The 22,890-nt window shown below is 49.3% G+C and carries 20 protein-coding genes and 1 tRNA gene; 5 read left to right on the top strand and 16 right to left on the bottom strand.

The annotated features are described in order from the left end of the window. Positions 1-66 precede the first annotated feature (66 nt). From DEF47_RS20535 to DEF47_RS20525, 3 genes are read right to left on the bottom strand one after another with little or no spacing between them, the layout of a single operon-like run. Complete coding sequence (locus tag DEF47_RS20535) at positions 67-921, bottom strand: response regulator (RefSeq protein ID WP_012189380.1); 855 nt, start codon at positions 919-921, stop codon at positions 67-69. A gap of 5 nt (positions 922-926) precedes the next feature. Continuing rightward, a complete protein-coding gene (locus DEF47_RS20530; protein WP_012189381.1) occupies positions 927-1,337 on the bottom strand; it encodes a response regulator in 411 nt (136 codons plus the stop codon). 37 nt (positions 1,338-1,374) lie between these two features. Beyond that, positions 1,375-2,607 (bottom strand): hybrid sensor histidine kinase/response regulator, encoded by a 1,233-nt coding sequence (locus tag DEF47_RS20525; protein WP_287045323.1) that lies wholly within the window; start codon positions 2,605-2,607, stop codon positions 1,375-1,377. A gap of 723 nt (positions 2,608-3,330) precedes the next feature. On the opposite strand from DEF47_RS20525, the gene DEF47_RS20520 reads away from it, so the two are divergent. Both DEF47_RS20520 and DEF47_RS20515 read left to right on the top strand, forming a co-directional pair. Further along, a complete protein-coding gene (locus tag DEF47_RS20520) occupies positions 3,331-4,104 on the top strand; it encodes an electron transfer flavoprotein subunit beta/FixA family protein (protein WP_012189383.1) in 774 nt (257 codons plus the stop codon). Between the two features lie 133 nt (positions 4,105-4,237). Next, entirely contained in the window at positions 4,238-5,215 is a 978-nt protein-coding gene (locus DEF47_RS20515; protein ID WP_012189384.1) for an electron transfer flavoprotein subunit alpha/FixB family protein, read from the top strand. Between the two features lie 146 nt (positions 5,216-5,361). Here the strand turns inward: DEF47_RS20515 and DEF47_RS20510 are convergent. Then, positions 5,362-5,436: transfer RNA gene (locus tag DEF47_RS20510), tRNA-His, on the bottom strand. Between the two features lie 492 nt (positions 5,437-5,928). Between DEF47_RS20510 and DEF47_RS20505 the strand changes: the two genes are divergently transcribed. Continuing rightward, positions 5,929-6,894: an asparaginase gene (locus tag DEF47_RS20505; RefSeq protein ID WP_012189385.1), complete on the top strand. Its 966-nt coding sequence runs from the start codon at positions 5,929-5,931 to the stop codon at positions 6,892-6,894. A 76-nt stretch (positions 6,895-6,970) separates the two neighbouring features. On the opposite strand, the gene DEF47_RS20500 is transcribed toward DEF47_RS20505, so the two are convergent. From DEF47_RS20500 to DEF47_RS20445, 12 genes are all read right to left on the bottom strand, one after another. Next, complete coding sequence (locus DEF47_RS20500; RefSeq protein WP_012189386.1) at positions 6,971-8,131, bottom strand: hypothetical protein; 1,161 nt, start codon at positions 8,129-8,131, stop codon at positions 6,971-6,973. Beyond that, on the bottom strand, positions 8,118-9,629 hold the full coding sequence (locus DEF47_RS20495; RefSeq protein WP_012189387.1) for a glycogen synthase: 1,512 nt from the start codon (positions 9,627-9,629) through the stop codon (positions 8,118-8,120). Before DEF47_RS20495 ends, DEF47_RS20500 begins: the two co-directional genes overlap by 14 nt. Positions 9,630-9,966: 337 nt before the next feature. Beyond that, positions 9,967-10,833 carry an STM4011 family radical SAM protein gene (locus tag DEF47_RS20490; RefSeq protein WP_012189388.1) on the bottom strand — a complete coding sequence of 289 codons (867 nt, stop codon included), beginning with the start codon at positions 10,831-10,833 and terminating at the stop codon, positions 9,967-9,969. Beyond that, positions 10,830-12,149 carry an STM4012 family radical SAM protein gene (locus tag DEF47_RS20485; protein ID WP_012189389.1) on the bottom strand — a complete coding sequence of 440 codons (1,320 nt, stop codon included), beginning with the start codon at positions 12,147-12,149 and terminating at the stop codon, positions 10,830-10,832. The genes DEF47_RS20490 and DEF47_RS20485 overlap by 4 nt, the downstream gene beginning before the upstream one ends. Next, positions 12,136-12,939 carry an STM4013/SEN3800 family hydrolase gene (locus tag DEF47_RS20480; protein WP_012189390.1) on the bottom strand — a complete coding sequence of 268 codons (804 nt, stop codon included), beginning with the start codon at positions 12,937-12,939 and terminating at the stop codon, positions 12,136-12,138. Before DEF47_RS20480 ends, DEF47_RS20485 begins: the two co-directional genes overlap by 14 nt. A 60-nt stretch (positions 12,940-12,999) precedes the next feature. Continuing rightward, positions 13,000-14,133 carry an STM4014 family protein gene (locus DEF47_RS20475; RefSeq protein ID WP_012189391.1) on the bottom strand — a complete coding sequence of 378 codons (1,134 nt, stop codon included), beginning with the start codon at positions 14,131-14,133 and terminating at the stop codon, positions 13,000-13,002. Then, positions 14,130-15,062, bottom strand: a complete 933-nt coding sequence (locus DEF47_RS20470; protein ID WP_012189392.1) for an STM4015 family protein — start codon at positions 15,060-15,062, stop codon at positions 14,130-14,132. Before DEF47_RS20470 ends, DEF47_RS20475 begins: the two co-directional genes overlap by 4 nt. 11 nt (positions 15,063-15,073) lie before the next feature. Beyond that, the gene (locus tag DEF47_RS20465) at positions 15,074-16,015 is read right to left on the bottom strand and encodes an STM4015 family protein (RefSeq protein WP_012189393.1); all 942 of its coding nucleotides are present in this window, start codon (positions 16,013-16,015) and stop codon (positions 15,074-15,076) included. 89 nt (positions 16,016-16,104) lie between these two features. Beyond that, positions 16,105-17,046, bottom strand: a complete 942-nt coding sequence (locus DEF47_RS20460; RefSeq protein WP_012189394.1) for an STM4015 family protein — start codon at positions 17,044-17,046, stop codon at positions 16,105-16,107. Between the two features lie 41 nt (positions 17,047-17,087). Beyond that, on the bottom strand, positions 17,088-18,038 hold the full coding sequence (locus DEF47_RS20455; protein ID WP_012189395.1) for an STM4015 family protein: 951 nt from the start codon (positions 18,036-18,038) through the stop codon (positions 17,088-17,090). A 72-nt stretch (positions 18,039-18,110) separates the two neighbouring features. Continuing rightward, a complete protein-coding gene (locus DEF47_RS20450) occupies positions 18,111-19,748 on the bottom strand; it encodes an aspartate:alanine exchanger family transporter (protein WP_012189396.1) in 1,638 nt (545 codons plus the stop codon). A gap of 222 nt (positions 19,749-19,970) precedes the next feature. Beyond that, a complete protein-coding gene (locus tag DEF47_RS20445) occupies positions 19,971-21,020 on the bottom strand; it encodes an HAF repeat-containing protein (protein ID WP_012189397.1) in 1,050 nt (349 codons plus the stop codon). 304 nt (positions 21,021-21,324) lie between these two features. On the opposite strand from DEF47_RS20445, the gene DEF47_RS20440 reads away from it, so the two are divergent. Further along, positions 21,325-21,804: a PRC-barrel domain-containing protein gene (locus tag DEF47_RS20440; RefSeq protein WP_012189398.1), complete on the top strand. Its 480-nt coding sequence runs from the start codon at positions 21,325-21,327 to the stop codon at positions 21,802-21,804. A gap of 248 nt (positions 21,805-22,052) precedes the next feature. Beyond that, positions 22,053-22,793, top strand: a complete 741-nt coding sequence (locus DEF47_RS20435) for an SDR family oxidoreductase (protein WP_012189399.1) — start codon at positions 22,053-22,055, stop codon at positions 22,791-22,793. The last annotated feature ends 97 nt before the right edge of the window (positions 22,794-22,890 follow it).

Raw genomic sequence — 22,890 nt, 5'->3', positions numbered from 1 at the left:
CCCTATTCATCGCTCAATTGTTAGTATAAAGCCCCCAAATGGATGTAGATTGTACATTTGGGGGGATTAATTGCTGAGAAAAAGCCCAAACGCTACTAAAATATGTTCAATTGTTGCCTCAAGTTTACGCCGACCAATCGCCTCTTGGGCCGCAATGCGCTCTTGCGAAACGCCTTGCAAAATCCGATTGAGAATTTTTAGCTCGAAAGTCGAGAGTTGTTGATTGGTGAGAAAATCACGGATTGAACGTTGAAGCTGCATCAAGCCACCCGCTCGCTCTAGAATCTGCTCACGTTGTTGTTGCAAATGGCGTGGGCAATAGATCGAATTGGTGAGGTGGCTCAACAGCACCCGTAGTTCATCCAATGACCAATCGGTGCTTGCGCTTGGTGCTGCTTGATTTTGATACGCCGCAATCACCGTGTGCATAATATCCAAATGTTGTTTTCGAATAATCTCACACGCAATTTGATCAACGCCGTCGATGGCTGGCGGTGTTGGATTATTTAAACTTTGCTGTAAACGCTGAAAATGTTCAGGCCGCAAAGGCTTTTCAAACAATTGATAACAGCCAGCAATTTTTGCTTCCCACTCGCGATGTAAGGTTTTATCGGTCGTCATGCCAAAAATTGGTGCTTGTTGGAGGCGCTGTTCGTGCATGGCATGGCTTAGCCAGGTTGCTAAAACTGAGCCTTCTAAATTGCGATATGCCGGATCAGGCATTTTCATATCGAGCATAATTACGCAATTGAGCGGCGGCTGCTCACGATCGAGCATACTGACACAATATTGCCACATTGCAAAGAGACTTTTGAGCCAAACAACCTGCCAGCCACAGCGTTGGGCAATCACTTGCACAATCGTGGCATCAGTCTGGGCATCCTCAGCCAGCAGCAGAATTGGTTCGGCATTATCCAACATAACAGTTAAATCTCCCAGACAGCTTCGCCAGCTAAAATCCGCTGGATTTGTAATGGAAAACGTTTGGTATTAATTGGTTTACCGATCATACCATCAAAGCCAACTTGTTGGTATAAGACAACGCGCTGCGGCACAACATCGGCTGTCCAAGCAATAATTTTGGTTTTTGGCAATAATTCACGCAGCTCTTGATAGAGTTTGATTCCACTCTCCTTGGGCATGTGAATATCCAATAATAAAAGGTCGAAGCCAATCTTGGGGTGTTCATCGTGCCACGTAAAGAAACTCTGGCCGGAACGCCAGCCGCCTTGATAATGGGCATGCAGTTGATGAATCAGACAAACCCGCGCAATTTCTAAATTTTGTGGGTTATCTTCAATCACCCCTGCTGAGATTTGGGTTGTTGCTGTGAGCATTCTATTCTTCCTCCTAAAACGTGAGTTCTCTTATCGGCTAGGGCTGTGATGCGAGCTGTTGCTGCTGTTGGGCTTGCGTAAGGGTTTGGTGCAGGAAATCATCCAAGGCGTGAGGCCATGGGCGGGTAATGCTTGGCCACGCATCCAAACCCACACTATAATCATTGGTTGGCGTGATGATTACTAGCGCCTGATCGGGGTTACTGGCTACGATTGCATCGATCAAGCTATGCGCACTGACAAAGGCTAACGTCGCATCCAAGACAACGATCGCTGGCTCTTCCTGTTGATAGATCGCCAGCGCCTCGCGACTATCCAAACAACTTACGATGCTCCAATTGGTAGCTTGGAGCTGCTGGCCAAATTCGGCAACCGTGTTGGGATTATCATCAACGACTAAGATCGTTTGATTGCTTGTTGATTTGACATAACTTTTGTGACGCTGCTCCCACGCAGCTTTGGTGGGCAGACACACTTGAAATTGGGTTCCTTGGCCAAGCTCGCTTTCGACGGTAATGTTGCCGCCATGCAAATCGACAAGTTGTTTGGTGATACTCATGCCTAAGCCAGTGCCCTCATATTCACGGTCATCGGCACTTTGAATTTGGCGAAACGATTCCCAGATAAACTGCTGTTGTTCGCGGGCGATGCCAATCCCGGTATCGTGCACGCTGATATTGACGGTTGTCGCGGAAAACTCCAGAGCCACCCGAATCTGGCCAGTTTCAGTAAATTTGATCGCATTCGAGAGCAAATTCAAGACGATTTGTTTAATCGCTTTACTATCAGCCCAGGCCAAGCCAGTGCCATCGGCATGATGGTAGGCAATTTGTAAACCTTTTGATTCGGCTAAAGGCCGCACGGTTTCCAAGACTTCTTGGGCGATATCACCACAATCGACTTGGCCGAATTGTAATTCGATGCGGCCAGCTTCGATCTTCGATAAATCTAAAATGTCGTTGATGAGGTGGAGGAGATGTTCGCCAGCGCCGCGAACTTGATCTTGGTAGCTTTTTTGTTGGCTGTTGAGAGGGCCGAACCAATCGATAAACTCGGTCATATTGATGATCGCATTGAGTGGCGTGCGCAATTCGTGGCTCATGGTGGCCAAAAATTGTGATTTGCGCAGGTTGGCTTGCTCGGCAAGGCGCTGAGCCGATTTGGCTTCTTGCACGCTGGTGGCTAATTGAGCCGTGCGCTCATCGACCAAATGTTGCAAATTGGCTTGGAGATGAAGCGATTGGCGCAGAGCGTTTTCGAGTGCCCGCACGAGCAACCAGAGTAGGAAAATTACGATGCTTAAAAAAAGTAAATTATAATACGTTATCGATCTAATTTCAGCTTGATAAATATAAAAAAAGATAAATACTAATCCTATATTAAAAAAACCACTTAAAATCATTCTAAATGAGCCACTAATTAATCCAACCATAATAATTGGTAATAAAAATAATATAGTATGATCGGATATTAATCCATTTAAGCGATCTCCATCACCTGCTACATAGATAACATACAAGAATCCAGTAATACTTAAAACAATTCCTTTAAATGAATATCTTTCAGAGAAAAAGAATAACATAATTATATATAATATGGCCATAGCAATAACTTCATAATTGATTTCATCATAGGCAAAGATGACAAATAATATGGAATATATAGTTAATCCCAACGCAATTCCACAGCAATATTTAAACGCAGTTTTGCGCAGCTTACGCACCGATTCAAATTCATTTAAATCCATCAAAAAACTCCTTGTTCGGCAGCCACGATCAACCAAGTGCTGGCATAGAGCACTGGCGGTGGCAGGCAGATCATGGCTTAGTATGAGTATACGCCAGCCAAATGCACAGCAATTGTACAAAATAAGCCAGTTTTTGGGTTAAACGCAGTGCGTCATGGTCGGCGAGTCTATGGTATACTATGGCCAAAGCCACAGCACCTGCTTGTGGTGAAGGAGCCACTCAGCAAACCAACGGAGGTTTCTTGAATGCACGCAGTAGTTTGTGTTAAGCAAGTTCCTGAACAAAATAGTGTGAAAATCACTGCCGATAAGCAGATTAACACCGACGGAATCAATCCAATTATCAATTTGTTTGATGAATATGCGATTGAAGAAGCCTTGCAGTGGGCCGAAAAGAACGATGGCCAAGTGACCGTGATCAGCCTTGGTAGCGATGATGCCACTGATTCACTCAAAAAAGCCTTGGCTATGGGTGCTAACGAAGCTGTGTTGATCAATGACCCAGCTTTGGAACATGTTGATTCACAAAGCGCTGCCAAAGTTGTTGCCGCCGCGATCAAGAAACTCGATAATGTTAATATCGTGTTTTGTGGCAAGCAAAGCACCGATGACGAAACCGGCCAATTTGGCCCAGCCTTGGCTCGCTTCCTTGGTTGGTCACAACTTACCTATGTTTTCAAAGTGCACGAATTAACCGAAAGTAGCATTGTGGTTGATCGCGCCTTGGAAGATACCCTCGAAACCGTCGAAGCCTCGTTGCCTGTCGTCGTGACCGCCGTCAAGGATTTGAACGAGCCACGTTACCCATCATTGTTGAAGATTCGCAAAGTCAGCAAGCAACCAATTCCAACCTGGGGTTTAAGCGATCTGGGGCTTAGCGGCAGCGATGTTGCTGGCAATGTCCAAGTGGCTGATCGTGTACCACCACCAGCCCGCCCATCTGGCGAGATGATGAGTGGCAACGTGCAAACCCAAGTTAGCAGCTTAGTGCAAAAATTGGTTGAAAATCAAATCCTATAGTAAATCAAAAGGCAAAAATCAGAAGGCAAAATAGCCCATACCAATGGACTACTTGCGCTATATGATTGATGATCTTGACGTTGACTTTTGACTTTTGACTTTTGACTTTTGACTTTCACAATGAGGTGTTTTCATGGCTAGTGGCGTTTGGGTCTTAATCGAACATAAAAATGGCGAAGTTGGGGCAATTTCCAAAGAATTATTGGGCAAAGGCAAAGAAATTGCCGATGCACTTGGTCAAGCAGTAGCTGCCTTGGTGCTTGGTAACAATACCGCCAGCTTGGTCGAGCAAGCATTTGCTGCTGGTGCAAGCAAAGCCTATGTGGTTGATGATGCCAATTTAGCGCAATATACCACTGATGGTTATGTCGCTGCGGCCAAAGCTGCAATCGAAGCCCATCAACCAGAAGTCTTTTTGACTGGTTCATCGTTGCAAATGCGCGATTTTACGGGAGCCTTGGCTGCTGAATTGGGTGTTGGGCTTGCTCCTGATGTGACCAACATTGGAGTTGAAGCTGGTCAATTGACCGCTGTGCGCCCTTCACACGGCGCAAATGTGATCAACAGCCTAAGTTTTGGGGCTGCTCGCCCAGCGATTGCCTCGGTTCGTCGCCAAGTTGGCAAGCCAATTGCTGGCGCTGGTGCTGGTGAAGTGGTCAATGTGGCGATGCCTGCGGTGAACATTCGCACCAAAGTGCGTAACGTTGAGCAACGTACTGGCGCGGTTAACCTCGCCGATGCAACCGTGATCGTTTCGGGCGGTCGTGGGCTTGGCTCACCTGAAAACTACGAAAAACTCATCCCTGAGTTGGCTCGGGTGATGGGCGGAACCCACGGTGCTTCTCGTGCGGTAGTCGATGCTGGCTGGATCGCTTACGAGCGCCAAGTTGGCCAAACTGGCAAAACTGTTGCGCCAAAATTGTATGTTGCCTGTGGTATTTCCGGCGCAATTCAGCACCTCGCTGGCATGCGCTCGTCAAATACCATCGTGGCGATCAACAAAGATCCTGAAGCACCGATTTTCAAGGTGGCAACATATGGGATTGTTGGCGATATCAATGAAGTTTTGCCCGCTTTGACCGCTGAAGTCAAAGCTAAAACTGGTCGCTAAATAAATCTCATCGTACAGTGTAAGAACGCGGGTCAAAGCTTTGCTTTGATCCGCGTTTTGTTATGGTTAAACGCAATTAAAATAGTTGCGCCGATAACAAAAACCACGTCAATGAATAATGTTCATTGACGTGGTTTTTGCTTCTGTGGGGTGGCTGAAGGGGCTCGAACCCTCAACATCCTCAGCCACAGTGAGGCGCTCTGCCATTGAGCTACAGCCACCATATTTATATTGGCTTGTTTCGTAAGCCGTGAGGATTATAGCACGATCTGATTGTATTGTCAAATTTGCTGAACCCATGATCCTACGTTACAAGCCGTGATTTACCGATGGGCTACATGTTCAATTAATCAAGTCGCTGATCGGAGCTTGATCCATGAAACCAAGCATAAACATAGGTAACGGCATCAGGATTAAGCTCCAGCAGCAGATACCGGTAATCGGCCATTTCTCTGCCAACTCCAAGGCTTTTGAGCGTATGCAGAATTGTTGATGGCCGATTTCCTTCATGATGGAGCCTCATAATCAGCGATTTGATTAATTCAGGAGTTTATTGGTTCATAGCAGTCCTTTGTGATCTTCGTAGCTCAATCCGCTAGCTGCTGAACCCCAACCCCTCGCCCTTCAATCCTCGCTTGACGTGAGCAGCAAGCTTCATTACACTCAATTGCTGAAGCCACTTACGATTCACAGCCTTCGGGCAGGGAGACTATATGCACAACGTTGTGGTTATTACAACGGGCGGCACGATTTCGACCAAACGCACACCGCAATGGAGCGGCGCAGTTCCAATGCTCAAAGGCGATGATTTTTCGGCGATGCTCCCACGCGGCGAGTTTAATGTTAGCTTTCAAGATTTTACCAATTTGCCAAGTAGCCATATTACCCCAACCATGGCCCTCGATTTAGCGCAACGGGTCAATAGTTTGTTGCTAGGCGAGGCTGATGGGGTGGTGGTGACCCATGGCACCGATACCTTGGAAGAAAGCGCCTTTTTATGCGATTTGTTGATCGATTCGAATAAACCGGTGGTGTTTACTGGCTCGATGCGGATTGCTACCGATGTGGGTTATGATGGCGTGACCAATTTAACTGGGGCGATTCGCGCCGCCGCTGCTCCGCAAAGCCGTGGGCTTGGCGTGATGGTCGCTTTCAATGATCGTTTGTTTTCAGCTTCGACGGTGCAAAAAATCGATTCACAAACTGCTGATGCCTTCGATGCGCCTGGTTTTGGCCCCGTTGGCAGTTTGACAGGCGCAACCGTGCGGATTCATCATCAGCCCAGCGGTCGCCAATATATCCCATGTTCGCGGCTTGCTGAGCGAGTTGATTTAATTTATGCCACTCAAGGAGCCGATGATCGTCAACTGCGGGCGGCGATTGATACCAATTCACAAGGCATCGTGATTGCGGCGTTTGGTGGTGGGCGCGTGCCGCCGTGGTGGTTGCCAACCATCCAAGAAGCGCTCAACAAACGGATTCCGGTGGTGGTGACGACGCGCTGCTTGAAGGGCATTTGCTACGATGAATATGGCTATGTTGGCGAATATCATGATCTCAAACGGCTTGGTGTGATGTTTGCTCAGCAGCTTTCGCCAGTCAAAGCACGCATCAAATTGATGGTTGCCTTGGGTGCAGCCGCCCATCCCCAAGAATTGCGTGAGTGGTTTGCTGAATAATTCCTAAAATAAGTACGCCCTGCTCAGTTATTATAATGATGCAGGGCGTACTCACGTTTACGTTTAATTGTAAGAATTAGGGAAATCGGCCTGCCAATGCATTGGCAATATTAAATGGATCACTGGCAACCACCGTGGCGGCATACAATTCCATCGCCCCAATATCCGAGCCACGGCTGTTGGGGTCGCCGCGATCAACGATCCGTACAATCGTTGGCACATTGGCCCACGATTCAGGCGTAGCGCTGAGCGGCGGCATGGTGATGCTCACATTAAAGCTTTGCACACCCAATTCAGTGACAAAACAATCGAGCACATGGTAGAGATATTGGGCTAACTCTTGCACATCGTTGCCAAACAGCACGACCTCTTTTTCCTTGATGGGCGTGAGCGAGACATAGCCATGGGTATTGTCGCTATGAATATTCAAGCCCAAACCCAAGGCCCGATGCACGCGCCAAAGATCTTGGAAATAATTAGCGTTATGTTGGTTGTGATATTGCTCAGCAGTGCGTCGCAACAACTCAACCTTGGGGTAAGCCATGCCATGGGAAACCGACATTTGAGCATGGCCATGAATGACCGATGCCCCCGAACGCCAGAGGCAATTCCAAATAAAAAATGGATAGATCGCCTGCGGATCGGCGGTATGTACCGCATCGAACCAACGCCCAGCAGTCTGAATATAATCCTCGACCCGTTCGAGGTTGAAATTTAAAGGATTATGTTGATCGAAGATCAGCACGCCATGCCAGCCATCGAATTTGGCAACATTGGAAGCGCTCAGACAGTAACGTCCGCGCACTCGGCCAAAACGATCTTCGGGTGTGCCACTTTCGGGAGTACAAAAGCCCGCTTCATCCTGTGGGCCAGCACTGGCAGCGATAATTTGATCAATATCCGATTGATAACGGCCTTGCTGTGGTCGTAGCCCGCGAATGCGGTTGAAAATTGCACCTTCGAGCGTCCATTGATTGGTAACCCGAATAATTTCTTGGTGCAACACAGCTTCGACACTGCCAAAAGCGCGTTCAATCCAGCCATGCATGCGGTCTGGTGGATGAATTGTGCCATGGCTCACATCAACGCGGAACAGCTGTCGCCACAAAGCGGCAACCGAGGGCGGCAAGCCCGCCACCAAACGCGGCAGATGAGTGATCACGGCTCCTCCGTGGTTAATGCTAAATAAGGCTTCTTCAAACGAATCCATCGTCCACAGCGACTCACGAACGCTCATTCGCGTCTCCATAGCTAGCGCGTGGCCGACGCGCTGCACGACTGACGAGGGCACGTCGATAGAGTTCATCGTAGCGTTGGGCTGATCGTGCCCACGACCAATCACAGTGCATCGCCCGCTTAACTGCGGCTTGCCAGAGTTCTGGGTGTCGATACAACTCTAGAGCACGCATCATTGTGCCATACAGCGATTGACTCTCTGGCTGGGTAAATCCAAACCCGTTGCCTGTCCCGGCATAGGTATTAATATTCTCAACGGTATCGGCTAGCCCACCAACCGCGCAAACTAACGGTAAACAGCCATAGCGCTGAGCAATTAACTGATTCGTGCCGCCTGGCTCGACCAACGATGGCATTAATAAGACATCACTTCCTGCATAACACTGATGTGCTAGGGCTTCATTGAAGGTCAAGGCTACGGCAACTTGCTGTGGATGTCGTTGCTGCAAATCACTGAGCCATTCATGATAGCGGGCTTCACCAGTCCCCATTACCACACATTGGAATTGATGATGGCTTAAAACATTTTCGATCGTCTCAGCCAGAAGTCCCAAGCCCTTTTGATCATTCAGTCGTCCGATGAAACAAAACAATGGCTTGCTTGGATCAGCTTCCCAGCCCAATTGCTGTTGTAAGGCGATTTTGCAAGCTTGTTTTCCCGTTAAATCGTCGTAGCTAAATGGCTGGGCTAGGTACGAATCAGTAGCAGGATTATAGCGCCGATTGTCAATGCCATTCAAGACCCCAAACAGCCGATCACGCCGATCGCGCAACAATGGGTCGAGGCCTTCGCCGAATGCAGGCGTTAAGATCTCGCGGGCATGGGTTGGGCTGACCGTATTGATCATATCGGCATAATAGATGCCACGACTCATCAAATCGACCACCCGATGCAAACTTGGCATATCCGAATGAGCAATATAGCCATATTCAGCGATGCCCGCCATCTCCAGCACCCGCTGACCAAACACGCCGCGATAGGCCAAGGTATGGATGGTATAAAGCGAGGCGGTGTTAGCAAAAAATTGATCGTCGCGATATGAGGTGCGCAGCCAGTTGGCCACAATTGCTGCATGCCAATCGTTTAAATGCACCACATCGGGTTGCCAGCCTTGGTCACGGGCAATTTCCAGCGTGGCCTTAGCCCAAAATACAAAGCGCTCAGCATCGCCATCGCCAAGGTAAACCTCAGGCTGACCAAACAAACGCTGGTTTTCGACCATCCACACCTTCACATCGCTATCGGGCAAGGCTGTGGTGTACCAAGTAGCAGGTTCGGCGGTATCAGCCAAAGGAATTGTTAGGGTGATTTGGCTTGGTTCAAGTTGCCAGCGGCTTGGCTCGATATGCCCATAACGCGGCATGGCCACAATCACTTCATGGCCCAAGGCTTGGAGGGCGCGGGGTAGCGAGGCGGCAACCTCAGCTAAACCACCAGTTCGGGCAAATGGCTCGACCTCGGAGGCGAAATATAGAATCCTTAACGGTTGTTCATTCATTATGCTGCTTTTCGCTGAAGTGCGATAAGAAAGCCGCCCGTGCCTTTGCTTGCATGGTCGGCCTCGACTGTGTTTGCTATGCTACCACATAGCGACGGCTGAATGCAAACTCGTTAGTTGGGGGTTGGGGATCGGTTGTTAGGGGTCGGGGATTAGGTAAACCACGAAGAATGCCAAGGTTCGATTCTTATGCCAATACATGCCGTCGAACAACCAAACCAACATTCGTGCCCTTCGTGTCCTTCGTGGTTAAAAATCTAGCTGTCTGAAATACCAAATACATGCCGTCGAACAACCAAACCAACATTTGTGTCCTTCGTGTCCTTCGTGGTTAAACTTACCCCAACGCCTCAAGCGGAATTTGCGGAATTCGTTCGAGCATGCCTTGGCCAAATACCTGCTGCAAGCCCAAATGTGGCATATGAATGTAGCCAATATGACAACCACAGGTGGCATTGGCACAAACCCGTGGTTGCAAGGCGGTTTGCCAATCAACATTGTAAATATTACCAATCGGCTCGCGTACAAAATGGCAGCGCCGCATCGTGCCATCGCCATCGACCGAAATCACGCTTTCACCAGTTGCACAAGCCCGCCCCTCAGAAGGATGCCGAGTGTTATTAATGGGAAACAGCGGATCAATCGCGGTCAGTTGGGTAATTTCCTCAGGGCTGTAATAGCCAACTTCGCGCTTGTAGGCATTGATCCATAGATAAATTTGCTTGGGTAAGGCTTTACGCAATGCCGCAATTTCAGCTTGATGTTCGTGCATGCCGACAACTCCCACGCTGATCGGGATGCCACGTGTGATCGCTTCATGGCAACGCGCCAAAAAACGTTCGCGCGGCGTTTGAGTTGGATGATAGGTAGCCCACAAACCAAGCCGTTGTTTGGGGCAATCCTCGGCCCAATCCAGCCGCGCCGAAAGGTTGGTCTGGATGGCGACTTTTTGGACATGTGGCAAATTAGCCAACTCGACAATTGCCCGTTGATAGCGCCGCCGAATCAAGGCCTCGCCCCACGGCGTAAAGAATATGCTTAATTCAAGCTGGATTTGTTGGGCGACCCAAGCCACAAAGCGTTGCAAGGCTGCTTCATCGTGGGCATGTTCGGCAGCAGTTTCTTGATGCTTGGCAAATGGGCAATAGCTACAGCCATAATTGCAGCTCGACAACGGGCCACGATACAAAATTGCTAGTTTCATCGTAGGATAAACTCCGCGCTAAGCTGACGAATCTGCGGCGAATACAACCAAGGGCCAATTAGATCTGAGCGTTCTAAACCTGCTGGAGTTAATTGATAGATGCCATGCTGATATTCAGCCCAACCAATTTCAATTAGTTCGTTGATTTGGCTTAAATCAGCTAAAACATCGCTACCGAATTGCGCCCGATAGGCTTGCGTATCTAGCCCACTGACCTGCAACAGCGATTGAATAACAAAGCGGCGGCGTTGCTCGGTGCTCGAAACAACACAGCCATAATCCACCTGACTCAAATCAAGCAAACTGCGCTGATTGTAATTTTGGATAATTTGGCGAACAGAACTAGCCCCAACCGCGTAATCACTGGAGTAATGCAGCTTGCGAGTGTACGAACGCGCACCAGCGCCCAAGCCCAGCATCCCATCAGTTTGGCAGCAATATCTTGGTGCTTGGCTGTCATCTGGGGCATGGGCGGCGCGAAACATGCGCATTGAAATTTGTTGATAGCCTGCTGCCAACAAGCGTTCGCGGCCAGCCCGATAGCATTCCAAGCGTAAATCATGCTCCCAACCTGTGCCCCGCCGATCCAAGCCAGTCAACGGTCGTACATACAACGGATACAAATATAATTCTTCAGGCCGCCACTGCAAGCCAATTTCCAGCGATTCAAGCCATGTTGCCACGCTTTGGTTGGGCAAGCCATAAATTAAATCAATATTCAATGTAGGAATTTGAGCTGCGCGAACTGTGGCTAGCGCCTGCTCCACCTCAGGTCGGCGTTGGGCACGGCCAGCAGCATGCGCCTCATGATCAAGGAAGCTCTGCACCCCAATGCTCACCCGATCAACTCCTGCTTGAGCTAATATTGCCATGCGGTCGGCGGTCGCAGTGTGCGGCGACGTTTCAACCGATAAGGGAATTGCTCGTGAATTAACGCCGAGCCAGCGCTGGCTCATGCTAAAAAGCTGCTCCAATTCGCTGGCACTTAAATAGGTTGGTGTGCCGCCGCCAATCGCCATGCGACTAAACTGCACAGCCCCAAGTTCGTTGTGCAATGCTTGCATCTGAAGCTCTAAAGTGGCCAAATAGCGTTGCACCACCGATTCGTTGGGGTTGGTGGTTGTGAACAAATTGCAAAAGCCACAGCGCATTTCGCAAAAGGGAATGTGCAGATATAAAAATAATTGATCATGGGCTTCGTCGGCCCAAACCTCGCGTAATGAACGTGGCTCAAGCTGGCGATAGGCCGATTTATGTGGGTAACTATAGCTATAGCCCATGTAAGGCGTAGCATTGGCATATTCACGCAGATGCATGGGCTTCCTCCAAACTGCAATCAGCATAGGGCACAGTCCAAACCGTGGGATGAGCTAGGCGATGCCCCGAAAAACCATCTTCGCCATAGGCTGTGCCATGATCGGAACAGATCATTAAAAAGCTTGGGTTGCGCTGCCGTAACGCAGCAAATAAGGCTGGTAACTGACGATCAACATAGCGTAAAGCCGCCGCATGGCTGGCTAAACTATCGCCTGTCGCGCCAGCCAAATAGTGGCAATTGGGTTGATGCAAGGCTGAAATATTGATAAACAAGAAGATTCGTTGCTCGGCTGGAATTGCCTGCAAACGTTCGACTGCCAAAGCCACTTGAAATTCGGTCGAACGCGGCTCGGTCACGCCCAAACGTGGCTCCCAATAGGATTCATGGAATAAATCAGGCAGCACACAGCTTAATGCAGTTTGGCGATTGAAAAAGCCCACGCCGCCTATACAAATGGTGCGATAGCCGACCTGCGCCAAGCCCGTAACAATTTCTGGAGCATCAAAGGTAAACGTTTGCTCGGTCGTGGTTTCGCTGCCAGCAAAACGGGCTGCAAACAAGCGGCCATGCGGGCCAGGTGTGGCAGGCGTAGGCATAAAACCAGCAAACATCGCTTGATGGGCAGCATAGGTGAAGGAGCCTGGGCTATGGCGTTCTTGCCAGCCATGCGGCAACAGTGCCCGCAAATTGGGCGTGCCGCCATTCGTCCACTCAGCTACCGCCACGTCGTAGCGCAGAGTATCTAAGGTTATCAGTACAATATCGTGAGTTGGAATGTATTGTTTCATTAGAATCTCTGGTGGTTGGGGATCGGTGGTTGAGGATCGGGAATATGCTAGGCAAGAGACTTACCTGATCCCCGACCACCAACTACCAGCCCCCACTATTTCAGCCTCATAACTATCGAGTCCATCGACCAAGACATTTGGTAGCAAATCGCCAAAGGCATTAACTTCGCCAACCAAACAATGTTGCAGGCTATTGGCGATCAGCAAATCAACCCCAGCGTAAAGCGAGCGCTCAAAACAGGCGCTAGCCGCTTCGGCCTGTTGCCGCACAATCTGCCAAAATTCGGCTCCTAACTGGGCTTGAACTGCCGCCAAATCGCCGCGTGGATTCAATAGATGCAGGTTGGTGATTGGCGAAGTGCTGGTGCGCACAACCGTATGTTGCGCTTTGCCCGCAATCACCAACATGCGCAAATCGTAGACCTTGCCCGCCAGCCGCGCCTTGGGAACCCATTCTTCAACATGGACTCGTTGTTGGGCCAAGGCATCAATTAATGGTTGAATTTCGCGCAGATGGGTGTAGGTGCGCAAATTGCGTGAGTTGTACAATTGCAAGCCAGCGCTGGTTTCGACCAACTCAACCGTGGTAATTGCCTGCATTTGGCGGCCATTAGTGCGATACGCCACCACGCCCGCCGCGCTTGAGCCATGCGCCAGTTTGATAAAAACCCGTTGCCAGCCATGAGTTTGTAGTGCTGTTTGCAATTGTTCAAACGAGCCAATCGCTGGCAAACTGCGTGGCACAAGCACATCGGCTTGCGCCAATCGCGCATGGCAGGCCACTTTATCGAACATCACGCTGATATCGGCAGGGTGCTGCAACAAGCGTACATTTAAGCTAGCTAATTGTTGCCCAAGTTGGCTTAGTAAGCGGGTGTAGCCGCGATACCATTGGCGACTACCCCACAAGCGCCCGCGCTCTTGCGGCAAATTTGCATCGATCGGCCAATGCTCAAACTCTGGTTCAGGCGTTAGTTCAGCAGCGAACCGTACCAGTTCACGATACAGTTGCTCATCCTTGCCAGGCGATTCAATCCGCACTAGCTCACTAGATTTGATCAACTCAGCCAAATCGTGTTGGCCTGCCAACAGATCGTAATAGCTAATGACGCAAGCTGGCGGCTGGCCTTGACGGGCCAAGGCCGCCTGCCACAGTGCAACTCGCCGATCATGTGGATTACCAATAACGATCACTCACTCACCGCGATATAGCGTCGATCGTAGCGATGGGGGTCTTGTGGCTCGGAAATATCGACTTCAATCCCCAATTGTTTGAATTGCTGGGCGATTGCATGCTCGATATAGTGATAGTGCACATCAAGCAGTTTGAGTTGTTTAATCGCTGGGCAGGCCAAAAGTGCCTTCGCGCCATCGTCGCCAAGGTTGCCCAACGAAAGATCAAGCACTTCGATGCGGTTGATAATCTTGGATTGGCTAATTGCAACCGCTAAATCATCAGCAAACGAGCAATCGCGCAAGGCCAATACCTTGAGATTGGGAAATAACTCGCCATTGAGCAATGGTTCGAGATCGGTCAGGGTGACATCGCCGCCATACCACTCGGAGCCAAGCCATAATTCGAGATGTTCTAGCGCTGGTAATTTGCCTTGCAAAATCTCCTGCACCACCCGATTGGGCAAGCCACCACTTTGAATCACCAAGGTTTTGAGTTGGGCATGCTGGCATGAACCAAGGCTCAAGCCATTGGCTCCGCGAATTGCAAAATGCTGCAAATTGGGAAATGCCGAGAGCAAGGGCGAAAGATCATCCTGCTCGATCCACGAAATTTCCGATTCTTCGCTGGTGATATCGCCGATAAATAAAGCGCGTAAATTGGGTAATTGAGCAGCGGCACTGACCAAGGTTTCAATAACTTGATCAACCGGGCCATTGCCATCATCAAGTTCCCACCATGGACCAATCACTAAACCTGTGGTTTTTTCAACCTTGGGCAAGGCCAAAAAATCAGCAAAGCGATCAATCCAAGCCGTCTTGGTGTCATAATCATCTTCGTAGCCCAGCCCGACGCGATGTACCACGCCAGTCGATTGCAAAACACTGGGGTGATCCCAATCGGCAATATTCGATGGAGCCAGCTCCGACATCCATGGCAATTGAGCCATTATTGTGCTCCTTATTCGCTGACCGCGATATAGCGATATTCTTCGTCGCCATCTTCATCGGCAATTTGTTGATCGCTGACATCGCAATTAACCTCGATCGTTGGCCAGCAATCGCGCATGCCATCGCTCATATAGTGGTGATGCAAATCGAGAAATTCGAGCTTACGAATCGCTGGGCTAGTGAACAAGGCCTCGGCTCCAGCATCGCTCAGATTGCCCAACGAAAGATCGAGAATTTTGATTCGCTCAAGCATCGGGGCGTTGGCAACTGCTTGAGCCAGCACATCAGCATATTCACAATCACGCAAGGCCAAGGTTACTAAATTGGGAAAGCGCTCACCCTGCAAAATTGGTTTTAAATCGTCGATCGTTGAATTACCGCCATACTCATCGCTGCCCAACCACAGCTCCAAATGCTTAAGTGCTGGCAAATTGGCGGCGGCAACATCACGCACAACTTGCGCTGCTAAACCACCAGTCTGAATGATCAAGGCCTTGAGCTGTTGATGCTGAATTGCGCCAAAACTAAGGTTTGAGCCACCGCGAATCGCCAAATATTCAAGCTGCGGGTAGGCAGCTAAAACTGCGGCATAATCGCCTTGCAAAATCCACGAAATTTCCCATTCATCAGAGGTAAAATCGCCGACGAACAAGGCTTTGAGCAAAGGCAAGCGTTCGCGGGCATTAACGAGGCTTTCTAAAACGCGCTCAATATCGCCATCATTGGTTGAATCGTGCCACCAGCGGCCAATTACCAAGCCCGTGGTTTGGGCTGGCTCATCGGTGGCAAGCCAAGCACTAAAATAATCCTGCCAAGTTTGGGCAGGTGCTTTGGAGCGATAATTGTATTCCAAGTGTAAGCGCACCGGATGCCCAATTGGGTCGAGTTTTAAGCGGCCATCCCAGTTGGTCAAGCTTGATTCACCAAAATGTCCCATCCACGCAAAAATCATGGATACCTCACAAATAGCAATTGCAGGCCGATTGCGGCCTAGCTATAGCATAGCCTATTTTGTGACAAACAATGTCACATAGATTGAGTTTATTCAGTAACGGCAGCATAGCGATGTTGCTCACCCTCATGTTCTTGGGGAATTTGTTGCTCGCTGACATCAACATTTAACCCAATTGTCGCCCAACAATCAAGCAGCTCGTTGCTCATATAGTGATGATGCAAATCAAGAAAATCAAGGCTGCGAATGGCTTCGCTGGCGAATAAGACTTCAGCTCCCACGTCGCTCAAGTTGCCCAGCGAAAGATCGAGATAGCTGATCTGCTCAAGAATCGGGGCATCGACCAGTGCTTGAGCCAGATCATCGGCATATTCACAATCGCGCAAACCCAAAACTGCTAAATTTGGAAAACATTCAGCCTTCAAAATTGGCTGTAAATCAGCAAGCGTCGAATCGCCACCATAGAAATCGCAGCCCAGCCATAGCTCCAAATGCTCAAGCGCTGGAAAATCGGCGGCAACAACATCACGCACAACTTGTGCTGCCAAACCGCCAGTCTGAATGATCAAGGCCTTGAGCTGTTGATGCTGAACCGCGCCAAAACTTAACTCCGAGCCACCGCGAATCACCAAATATTCAAGCTGCGGAAATGCGGCTAAAACTGGAGCATAATTGCCTTGGGTAATCCATGAAATTTCCCATTCTTCGTAGGTAAAGTCGCCGACGAATAAGGCTTTGAGCAAGGGCAACTGTTCGCGGGCAGCGCTGATACTGGCTAGAACTGCATCAATATTGCCAGGATCAACCTGCTCGTGCCACCAGCGGCCAATCACCAAGCCCGTGGTTTGGGCTGGTTCATCAGTGGCGAGCCACGCATTAAAATACTCTGCCCATGGTTGAGGTGCTGATTTGGCTTCATAATCGTATTCCAAATGCAGCCGCACCGGATGTCCAATTGATTCAAATTGTTCCTGCCCATCCCAGTTTGCGATCGTTGAGTCACCGAAATAGCCGATCCAATCAAACACCATACCTTACCTCTTTCTTTGGGCAACAACCACTGATATACAAACTAGGCTAAGTATTCACGAATCGCGATCTCGCGTGGTTCTTCGTCTTCACCATCTTCGGAGTCTTCAACAGCTTGTTGACAGCTAACCTCAACTGCAAGCTCAATTGCCGACCAGCAATCAAGCATGGCATCACTCAGATAGTGGTAATGCAGCACGAGCATGCTGAGTTTGCGAATTGCTGGGCTGGCAAATAAGGCTTCGGCTCCAACATCGCTCAAATTGCCCAACGAAAGATCGAGGATTTTGATCCGCTCAAGGATTGGGGCCTGAACCAGGGCTTGGGCAAGATCATCGGCGTATTCACAATTACGTAAGGCCAAGGTTGTTAAATTTGGCAAGCCTGTGCCATTCAAAATTGGCTGCAAATCGGCTACCGTCGAATCGCCACCATGGTAGTCGCAGCCCAACCATAGCTCCAAATGTTCAAGCGCTGGCAAATTGGCGGCAGCAAGCTCGCGCACGGCTTGGGCTGGTAAGCCAGCGGTTTGCACAACCAAGGTTTTGAGCTGCTGATGTTGAACTGCACCAAAGCTTAAACCAGCGCCACCGCGAATAACCAACGATTCAAGCTGGGGGTAGGCCGCCAAAATTGGCGCATAATTGCCTTGCCTAATCCAGGAAATATCCCATTTTTTATCAGTAACATTGCCAATAAAGAGCGCTCTCAGTAATGGCAAGTGTTCCCGCGCGTTCGCAATATGGGCTAAAACATAGTCGGCACTCACTCGCTCAGCTGGATCATCCCAATGCCACCAACGATCAAGCACGATGCCCGTGGTGTAGGCTGGATCTTCACCTGTTAGCCAATCATTGAAAAAAACATTCCATGGATCTGGGTCATCATCTTCGACATAAAAGCGCATAAGATAATCGTCTGGCCTAAAGTGATCCCATCCAGAGGTCTCGTTTACCGCCAATTCATCGTAGTGGTTCATCCATGAAAAGATCATACAAACCCCAAATAGTAATGGCAGACCTCAATCGGCCTGCCATAAGCATACGTTGGTTTGTGACAACCAATGTCATAGAAGTTGAATCAGTAATAATTGGGCCAGAATGATTTTGATAATTAATGCTAATGGATAAACCGCAGCATAGCCCTGATTTGGCAGCTCATTGTTGCTTTGTTGCAGCGCAAAACTGAGCAAGGCTGGCTGGGTTTGAAAGCCCGCCAACATCCCCGTCAAAATGCCCATTGGGATTTTCAGCACTTTGTAGCCAATCGTCAAAATCAACATGGCGAGGCTAAAGGTAATTGCTGCGCCAACTCCAAACAAGAGCAAGCCATTACTGCTGAATAAGAATTTGACGAAATCGTAGCCTGCGCGGGTGCCAACCCCCGCCAAGAACATCACAATCCCAATTTGGCGCAGGGTTAAGTTGGTGCTATAGGGCATGTTCCAAACCAATGGGCCAGTGCGGTCGAGTGCGCCCAAAATCAACGAAACTACCAATGGACCACCAGCAAAGCCAAGTTTGATGCTCACGCCACCTGGTAATGGCAACACCAACGAACCCACAACCAAGCCTAAGACTAAGCCCAAAGTGAAGGTCAAAATATCAACTTCGCTCAAGGCGCGATACGAATCGCCAAAAAAGCGGCTCACTTGAGGAATATCAGCACGCCGCGCAATCACCCGCACCCGATCGCCAAGCTCCAAGCGGGTATCGGCGGTTGGCAACATTTCCACATCGCCACGACGCACCCGGGTAATGGTTGCCCCCAAGACTTGGGGCAAATTGAGCTGCTCCAGCCGAATTCCAACAATTTTGGGGTTAGAGACGAACATGCGGCGATAATCAAGATCGCGGCGGTCGTTGGAAATATCGTCGGTTTCTTTGCCAAGCACGGCTAGGGCTTTTTCGAGCACCTCGCTGGCCCCAACAATGCTCACATGATCGCCGAGCATAAATTGGGTTGCGCCAGTGGTGACCGCTACATGGCCATCGCGGCGATAGCGCCCAAAAACCATGGGCCAATGATATTTGGCAATCAAGGCCTGAACTGATAGATTAGTGACTTCAGGATTGGTAATTTCAACCGTGCGGCTGGTAATATCGTGATGATTACCAGCTAAATCATGGCGTGAGGCTAATTCTTTGACATAATCGATGCGCCACAACCGTTGGACAAAAACAATTGCCAACATCATCGCCACCACACCCATGGGGTAGGCAATCGAATAACCGACAACTGGATCATTGACCACAGCGGCTAATTCTTGCTCGGGCAAGACCGATTTCAAATATTCGATGGCCGCAGCCAGCGCTGGCGTGTTAGTGATTGTGCCGGTAAACAGGCCAACGGTCAAGGTTGGTTTGATGCTAAAGAAAGAATGGGCCAGAATTGCAAACAGATAGGCAACGACGATCATCCCACCAATAAAGAGATTATCGCGTAAGCCTTTGCTCTTCCACGAGCGAAAAAACTGATGGCCGCTGCTCAACCCGACGGTGTAAACAAACATCACCAAGCCAAATTGATACAGCACTTCGGGCAGTTTTAGGCGCTCGTCGAGCGAGCCAATTGCCAAGCCCACAAACAAAACGGCGGCAACGCCGAGGCGTACACCGCCGAGATTCAATTGCCCTAAAGGATAGCCGATTGCTGCAACTACAAACAGCAGCAATAGTGGATTCGACGCTAGCAAGTCCAACATAATGTTCCTTTCGCAGCGTACAGCCGATCAGGCTGTTTCTCTCGATGCCATCTTAGCATAGCCGAGCCATCCACTTTGCACGGTTGCAGCCTCGCTACGATTATTGTGAATTTGATAACAAGATCCTTGGTCACATCTCCTTGGCTTATTCCCAAATATGCAGGATGCGTGATTAATCTAAGCCTATAAGGAACGATGCTGCATGGGCATACAGCGTCTAGATTAATCTGTGAGCTGCCAAAGCATAATATCTGTCGAGAAATAATCCCAATCACTGATTCTATCGCTGCCAGTAATTTGATTTGCATCATTAATCGAGGCGGCACTGGTTTGATGTTCAGTCAGGCCAGTGTCCTCGGGCCACATATACAGCACTGTGCCATTTCGCCAAACCGTAGCCTTGGAATACCCATCAGTGTCATAGGTTGTGCCAACGATCACGCCTAAATTATTAATGTCGTTGGCGAAGGTGCTGTAGGGTGTTGTTGTGCTTAATATCGTCGTAATGCCATCGTCCCATATAAAGGCCCGCGAGATGCCATTGGTCATGACCATCGTGCCGACAACTTGTTCGCTATTATTAATCGCAACCCCATAACTTTGGACTGCTGGGATGTTAAGGTCGATTATTTGCCCATTTTTCCAGATACATGCACGGTTTACGCCGCTGGCGTTGGTACTACTCCCCACAATGACCTTGTGATCATTGATCTCGCGTGCAGTACTGTAGGTGCCGCCTAGGGTTCCTAAATCGGTTATGGTATTGCGATACCACATAAATGCATGGGTTTCCCCAGTGCTGGTGCTACTCCTGCCCACGATTCGCTCGCCATTACTCACATCAAAAGCAATACTGCTTGGCCCTCCCAGCGTGCCGAGATCGATCGGATCGCCGCCAGTCCAATAAAATGCGCGTTGTTCATGGGTATAGGTATTACTTTCGCCAACAACGAACCCACTATCGTTGATACCATGACCATAGCTTTTGTCGCCACCGCCTAATGGTGGAATCTCGGTGAATGTTCCTCGTCGCCAAACAAAGGCTCGGGTATCGGATAATTCGGTTTCAGATCCGCCAGCAATCCGCCCAAAATCGTTAATATCCCGTGCGTAAGCGTCATGGCCGCCCATTGTGCCAACAGTCCGCGACGTGTAGCCTGGATTGGGTGGAGTGGGGGTTTGGGCGTGCATTAATCGCGATTGGCTTTGTGTTAGACCTAATAATCCAATCACAATTAATCCACAACCGATGCGTTTGCTGCTACCTAGCATTGAGCCATCCTCCTAAACTCTTTTGGGATGAAGGTGCTACGGTAGGCAAGAGTTTATTAATAGAATATCGTTTGGATAATAACCTGATTATAATCTATCTTATACCAATTGGTTGCGCTAGATTGATCCATTGTGAGTACAATACCTGATTTTGTTTGTTTGGTAACTTTGATGCGCTATTCGCTGGTTAATTACAGGATGGCGGATGTGCCACTTGCAGTGGATTGTTCTTGTTGCTCATGGAACAAGATGTGCTTTAGGCTTGGATTAGCAAAGACGAACATTAGCACAAGGAGTTTGTTTCATGACCACGATTAATAGTCTTTTTGGTAAACCAATTATTGCCCAATCGACCGGTGAGCGAGTGGCTACGGTGCAGGATGTCGTGCTGGATCTGCCGCCAACCCGCGTCGTTGCCTTGCTTACCGATCGCGGTGGGCTACTTCGTTCGGCGCATAGCATCCGTTGGGAGCAAGTGATCAGTATTGGTGATGTTGTGGTCGTTGGCGGCGAGACGACTCCAACCTCGGTTAATGAAGATCCTGAGCTTACAGCGCTGATCAAGCAAGCCCACCAGATTACTGGCACGACCGTTATTACCGTGGATGGAACCCAGCTTGGAACGATTGCCGATATTACGATTGATGAGCGTGGCCAAATTCTTGGCTATGAACTCAAACAGGGTTTGTTGCAAGACCTTCGAGGAAGAACCATGCTGCCCATTGAACAGATTCGTTCATTCGGCAACGATGCACTGATTGTTGAGCAACCAGCAATCGCCTAGCTGATTGGAACCCCTTTTCTGTAACACAGAAGAGGGGTTTATTATTAAAGGTTTAAGCCACGACATTAAAACTCATCATCTACTTTTCACGGGTAGGTTTTTAATGATTGCACAATCACAGAAAGCGATGAAAACCTTCATCTGCTAGCCTCTACAATCTGACGACGAACCTCTAGCCCACTATTGTATAATCGTGCTAGCTTTCTCCAGTTTGGGGAAACCAACCGAGCTACGTGAAAGGATCGTGTGTGCCACAGGATTTTAGTGGGCAAGTTGCCTTAGTAACTGGAGCTTCGCGCGGCATTGGAGCCGAAATTAGTCGCCAGCTGGCGCAACGTGGAGCCGATATCGTGATTAATTATCGCAGCAAAGCCTCGCGAGCCGAAGCTGTTGCCAGCGAAATAACTGCGCTTGGCCGGACTGCACTCCTGGCTCAGGCCGATTTAACCCAAATTAATGATTTGATTACCACCCAAACCCAAATTCAACAAGCCTTTGGCAAACTCGATTTGTTGGTACTCAATGCCAGCGGTGGCCTTGAAAAAGATAAACCCGCTAGCTACGCCATGGATCTCAATCTCACTGCTCAAGTGCAAACCGTCGAAACCATGTTGCCATTGATGCAAGCTGGCAGTTGCATTGTTTTCGTCACCAGCCACTGGGCGCATTTCTATGGCGAACGACCAATTATCGCTGGCTACGAGCCAGTTGCTAGCAGCAAAAAAGCTGGCGAAATGGCGCTGCGCGAACGGATTGATCAATTTACCCAGCGCGGAATTCATTTTTATGTGGTCAGCGGCGATATGATCGAAGGCACGATCACGCCCAAATTGCTTGATCGTGCCCAGCCTGGCTTTTTGGCCGCCCGCAAAGAACACAGCCCTGAGCCAATTCCCACGATTGAAGAATTTGCCAGCGCGATTGTAGCAACCGCCGCCGATCGCAGCCAAGCCAATGGCCACACTGTGTTCGTTGGGCCGATTATTTAAGATAACTTAATAAGGTAAATAAAGAATCCTCATGGCAGATATAATTGACTTCCATGAGGATTCTGTTTAGTAGTCTAGGGCATCGATTTGAAAACTG

It is taken from the genome of Herpetosiphon sp., assembly GCF_003512625.1.
GTDB lineage: Bacteria > Chloroflexota > Chloroflexia > Chloroflexales > Herpetosiphonaceae > Herpetosiphon > Herpetosiphon aurantiacus.
This window is presented reverse-complemented; position numbering and strand designations above follow the sequence as displayed.

What these genes read in the sequence shown, in the direction of transcription:
- DEF47_RS20535 (WP_012189380.1), bottom strand. Translation starts at nt 921, where the DNA reads ATGTTGGATAATGCCGAACCAATTCTGCTGCTGGCTGAGGATGCCCAG.
- DEF47_RS20530 (WP_012189381.1), bottom strand. Translation starts at nt 1,337, where the DNA reads ATGCTCACAGCAACAACCCAAATCTCAGCAGGGGTGATTGAAGATAAC.
- DEF47_RS20520 (WP_012189383.1), top strand. Translation starts at nt 3,331, where the DNA reads ATGCACGCAGTAGTTTGTGTTAAGCAAGTTCCTGAACAAAATAGTGTG.
- DEF47_RS20515 (WP_012189384.1), top strand. Translation starts at nt 4,238, where the DNA reads ATGGCTAGTGGCGTTTGGGTCTTAATCGAACATAAAAATGGCGAAGTT.
- DEF47_RS20505 (WP_012189385.1), top strand. Translation starts at nt 5,929, where the DNA reads ATGCACAACGTTGTGGTTATTACAACGGGCGGCACGATTTCGACCAAA.
- DEF47_RS20500 (WP_012189386.1), bottom strand. Translation starts at nt 8,131, where the DNA reads ATGAGCGTTCGTGAGTCGCTGTGGACGATGGATTCGTTTGAAGAAGCC.
- DEF47_RS20495 (WP_012189387.1), bottom strand. Translation starts at nt 9,629, where the DNA reads ATGAATGAACAACCGTTAAGGATTCTATATTTCGCCTCCGAGGTCGAG.
- DEF47_RS20490 (WP_012189388.1), bottom strand. Translation starts at nt 10,833, where the DNA reads ATGAAACTAGCAATTTTGTATCGTGGCCCGTTGTCGAGCTGCAATTAT.
- DEF47_RS20485 (WP_012189389.1), bottom strand. Translation starts at nt 12,149, where the DNA reads ATGCATCTGCGTGAATATGCCAATGCTACGCCTTACATGGGCTATAGC.
- DEF47_RS20480 (WP_012189390.1), bottom strand. Translation starts at nt 12,939, where the DNA reads ATGAAACAATACATTCCAACTCACGATATTGTACTGATAACCTTAGAT.
- DEF47_RS20470 (WP_012189392.1), bottom strand. Translation starts at nt 15,062, where the DNA reads ATGGCTCAATTGCCATGGATGTCGGAGCTGGCTCCATCGAATATTGCC.
- DEF47_RS20465 (WP_012189393.1), bottom strand. Translation starts at nt 16,015, where the DNA reads ATGATTTTTGCGTGGATGGGACATTTTGGTGAATCAAGCTTGACCAAC.
- DEF47_RS20460 (WP_012189394.1), bottom strand. Translation starts at nt 17,046, where the DNA reads ATGGTGTTTGATTGGATCGGCTATTTCGGTGACTCAACGATCGCAAAC.
- DEF47_RS20455 (WP_012189395.1), bottom strand. Translation starts at nt 18,038, where the DNA reads ATGATCTTTTCATGGATGAACCACTACGATGAATTGGCGGTAAACGAG.
- DEF47_RS20450 (WP_012189396.1), bottom strand. Translation starts at nt 19,748, where the DNA reads ATGTTGGACTTGCTAGCGTCGAATCCACTATTGCTGCTGTTTGTAGTT.
- DEF47_RS20445 (WP_012189397.1), bottom strand. Translation starts at nt 21,020, where the DNA reads ATGCTAGGTAGCAGCAAACGCATCGGTTGTGGATTAATTGTGATTGGA.
- DEF47_RS20440 (WP_012189398.1), top strand. Translation starts at nt 21,325, where the DNA reads ATGACCACGATTAATAGTCTTTTTGGTAAACCAATTATTGCCCAATCG.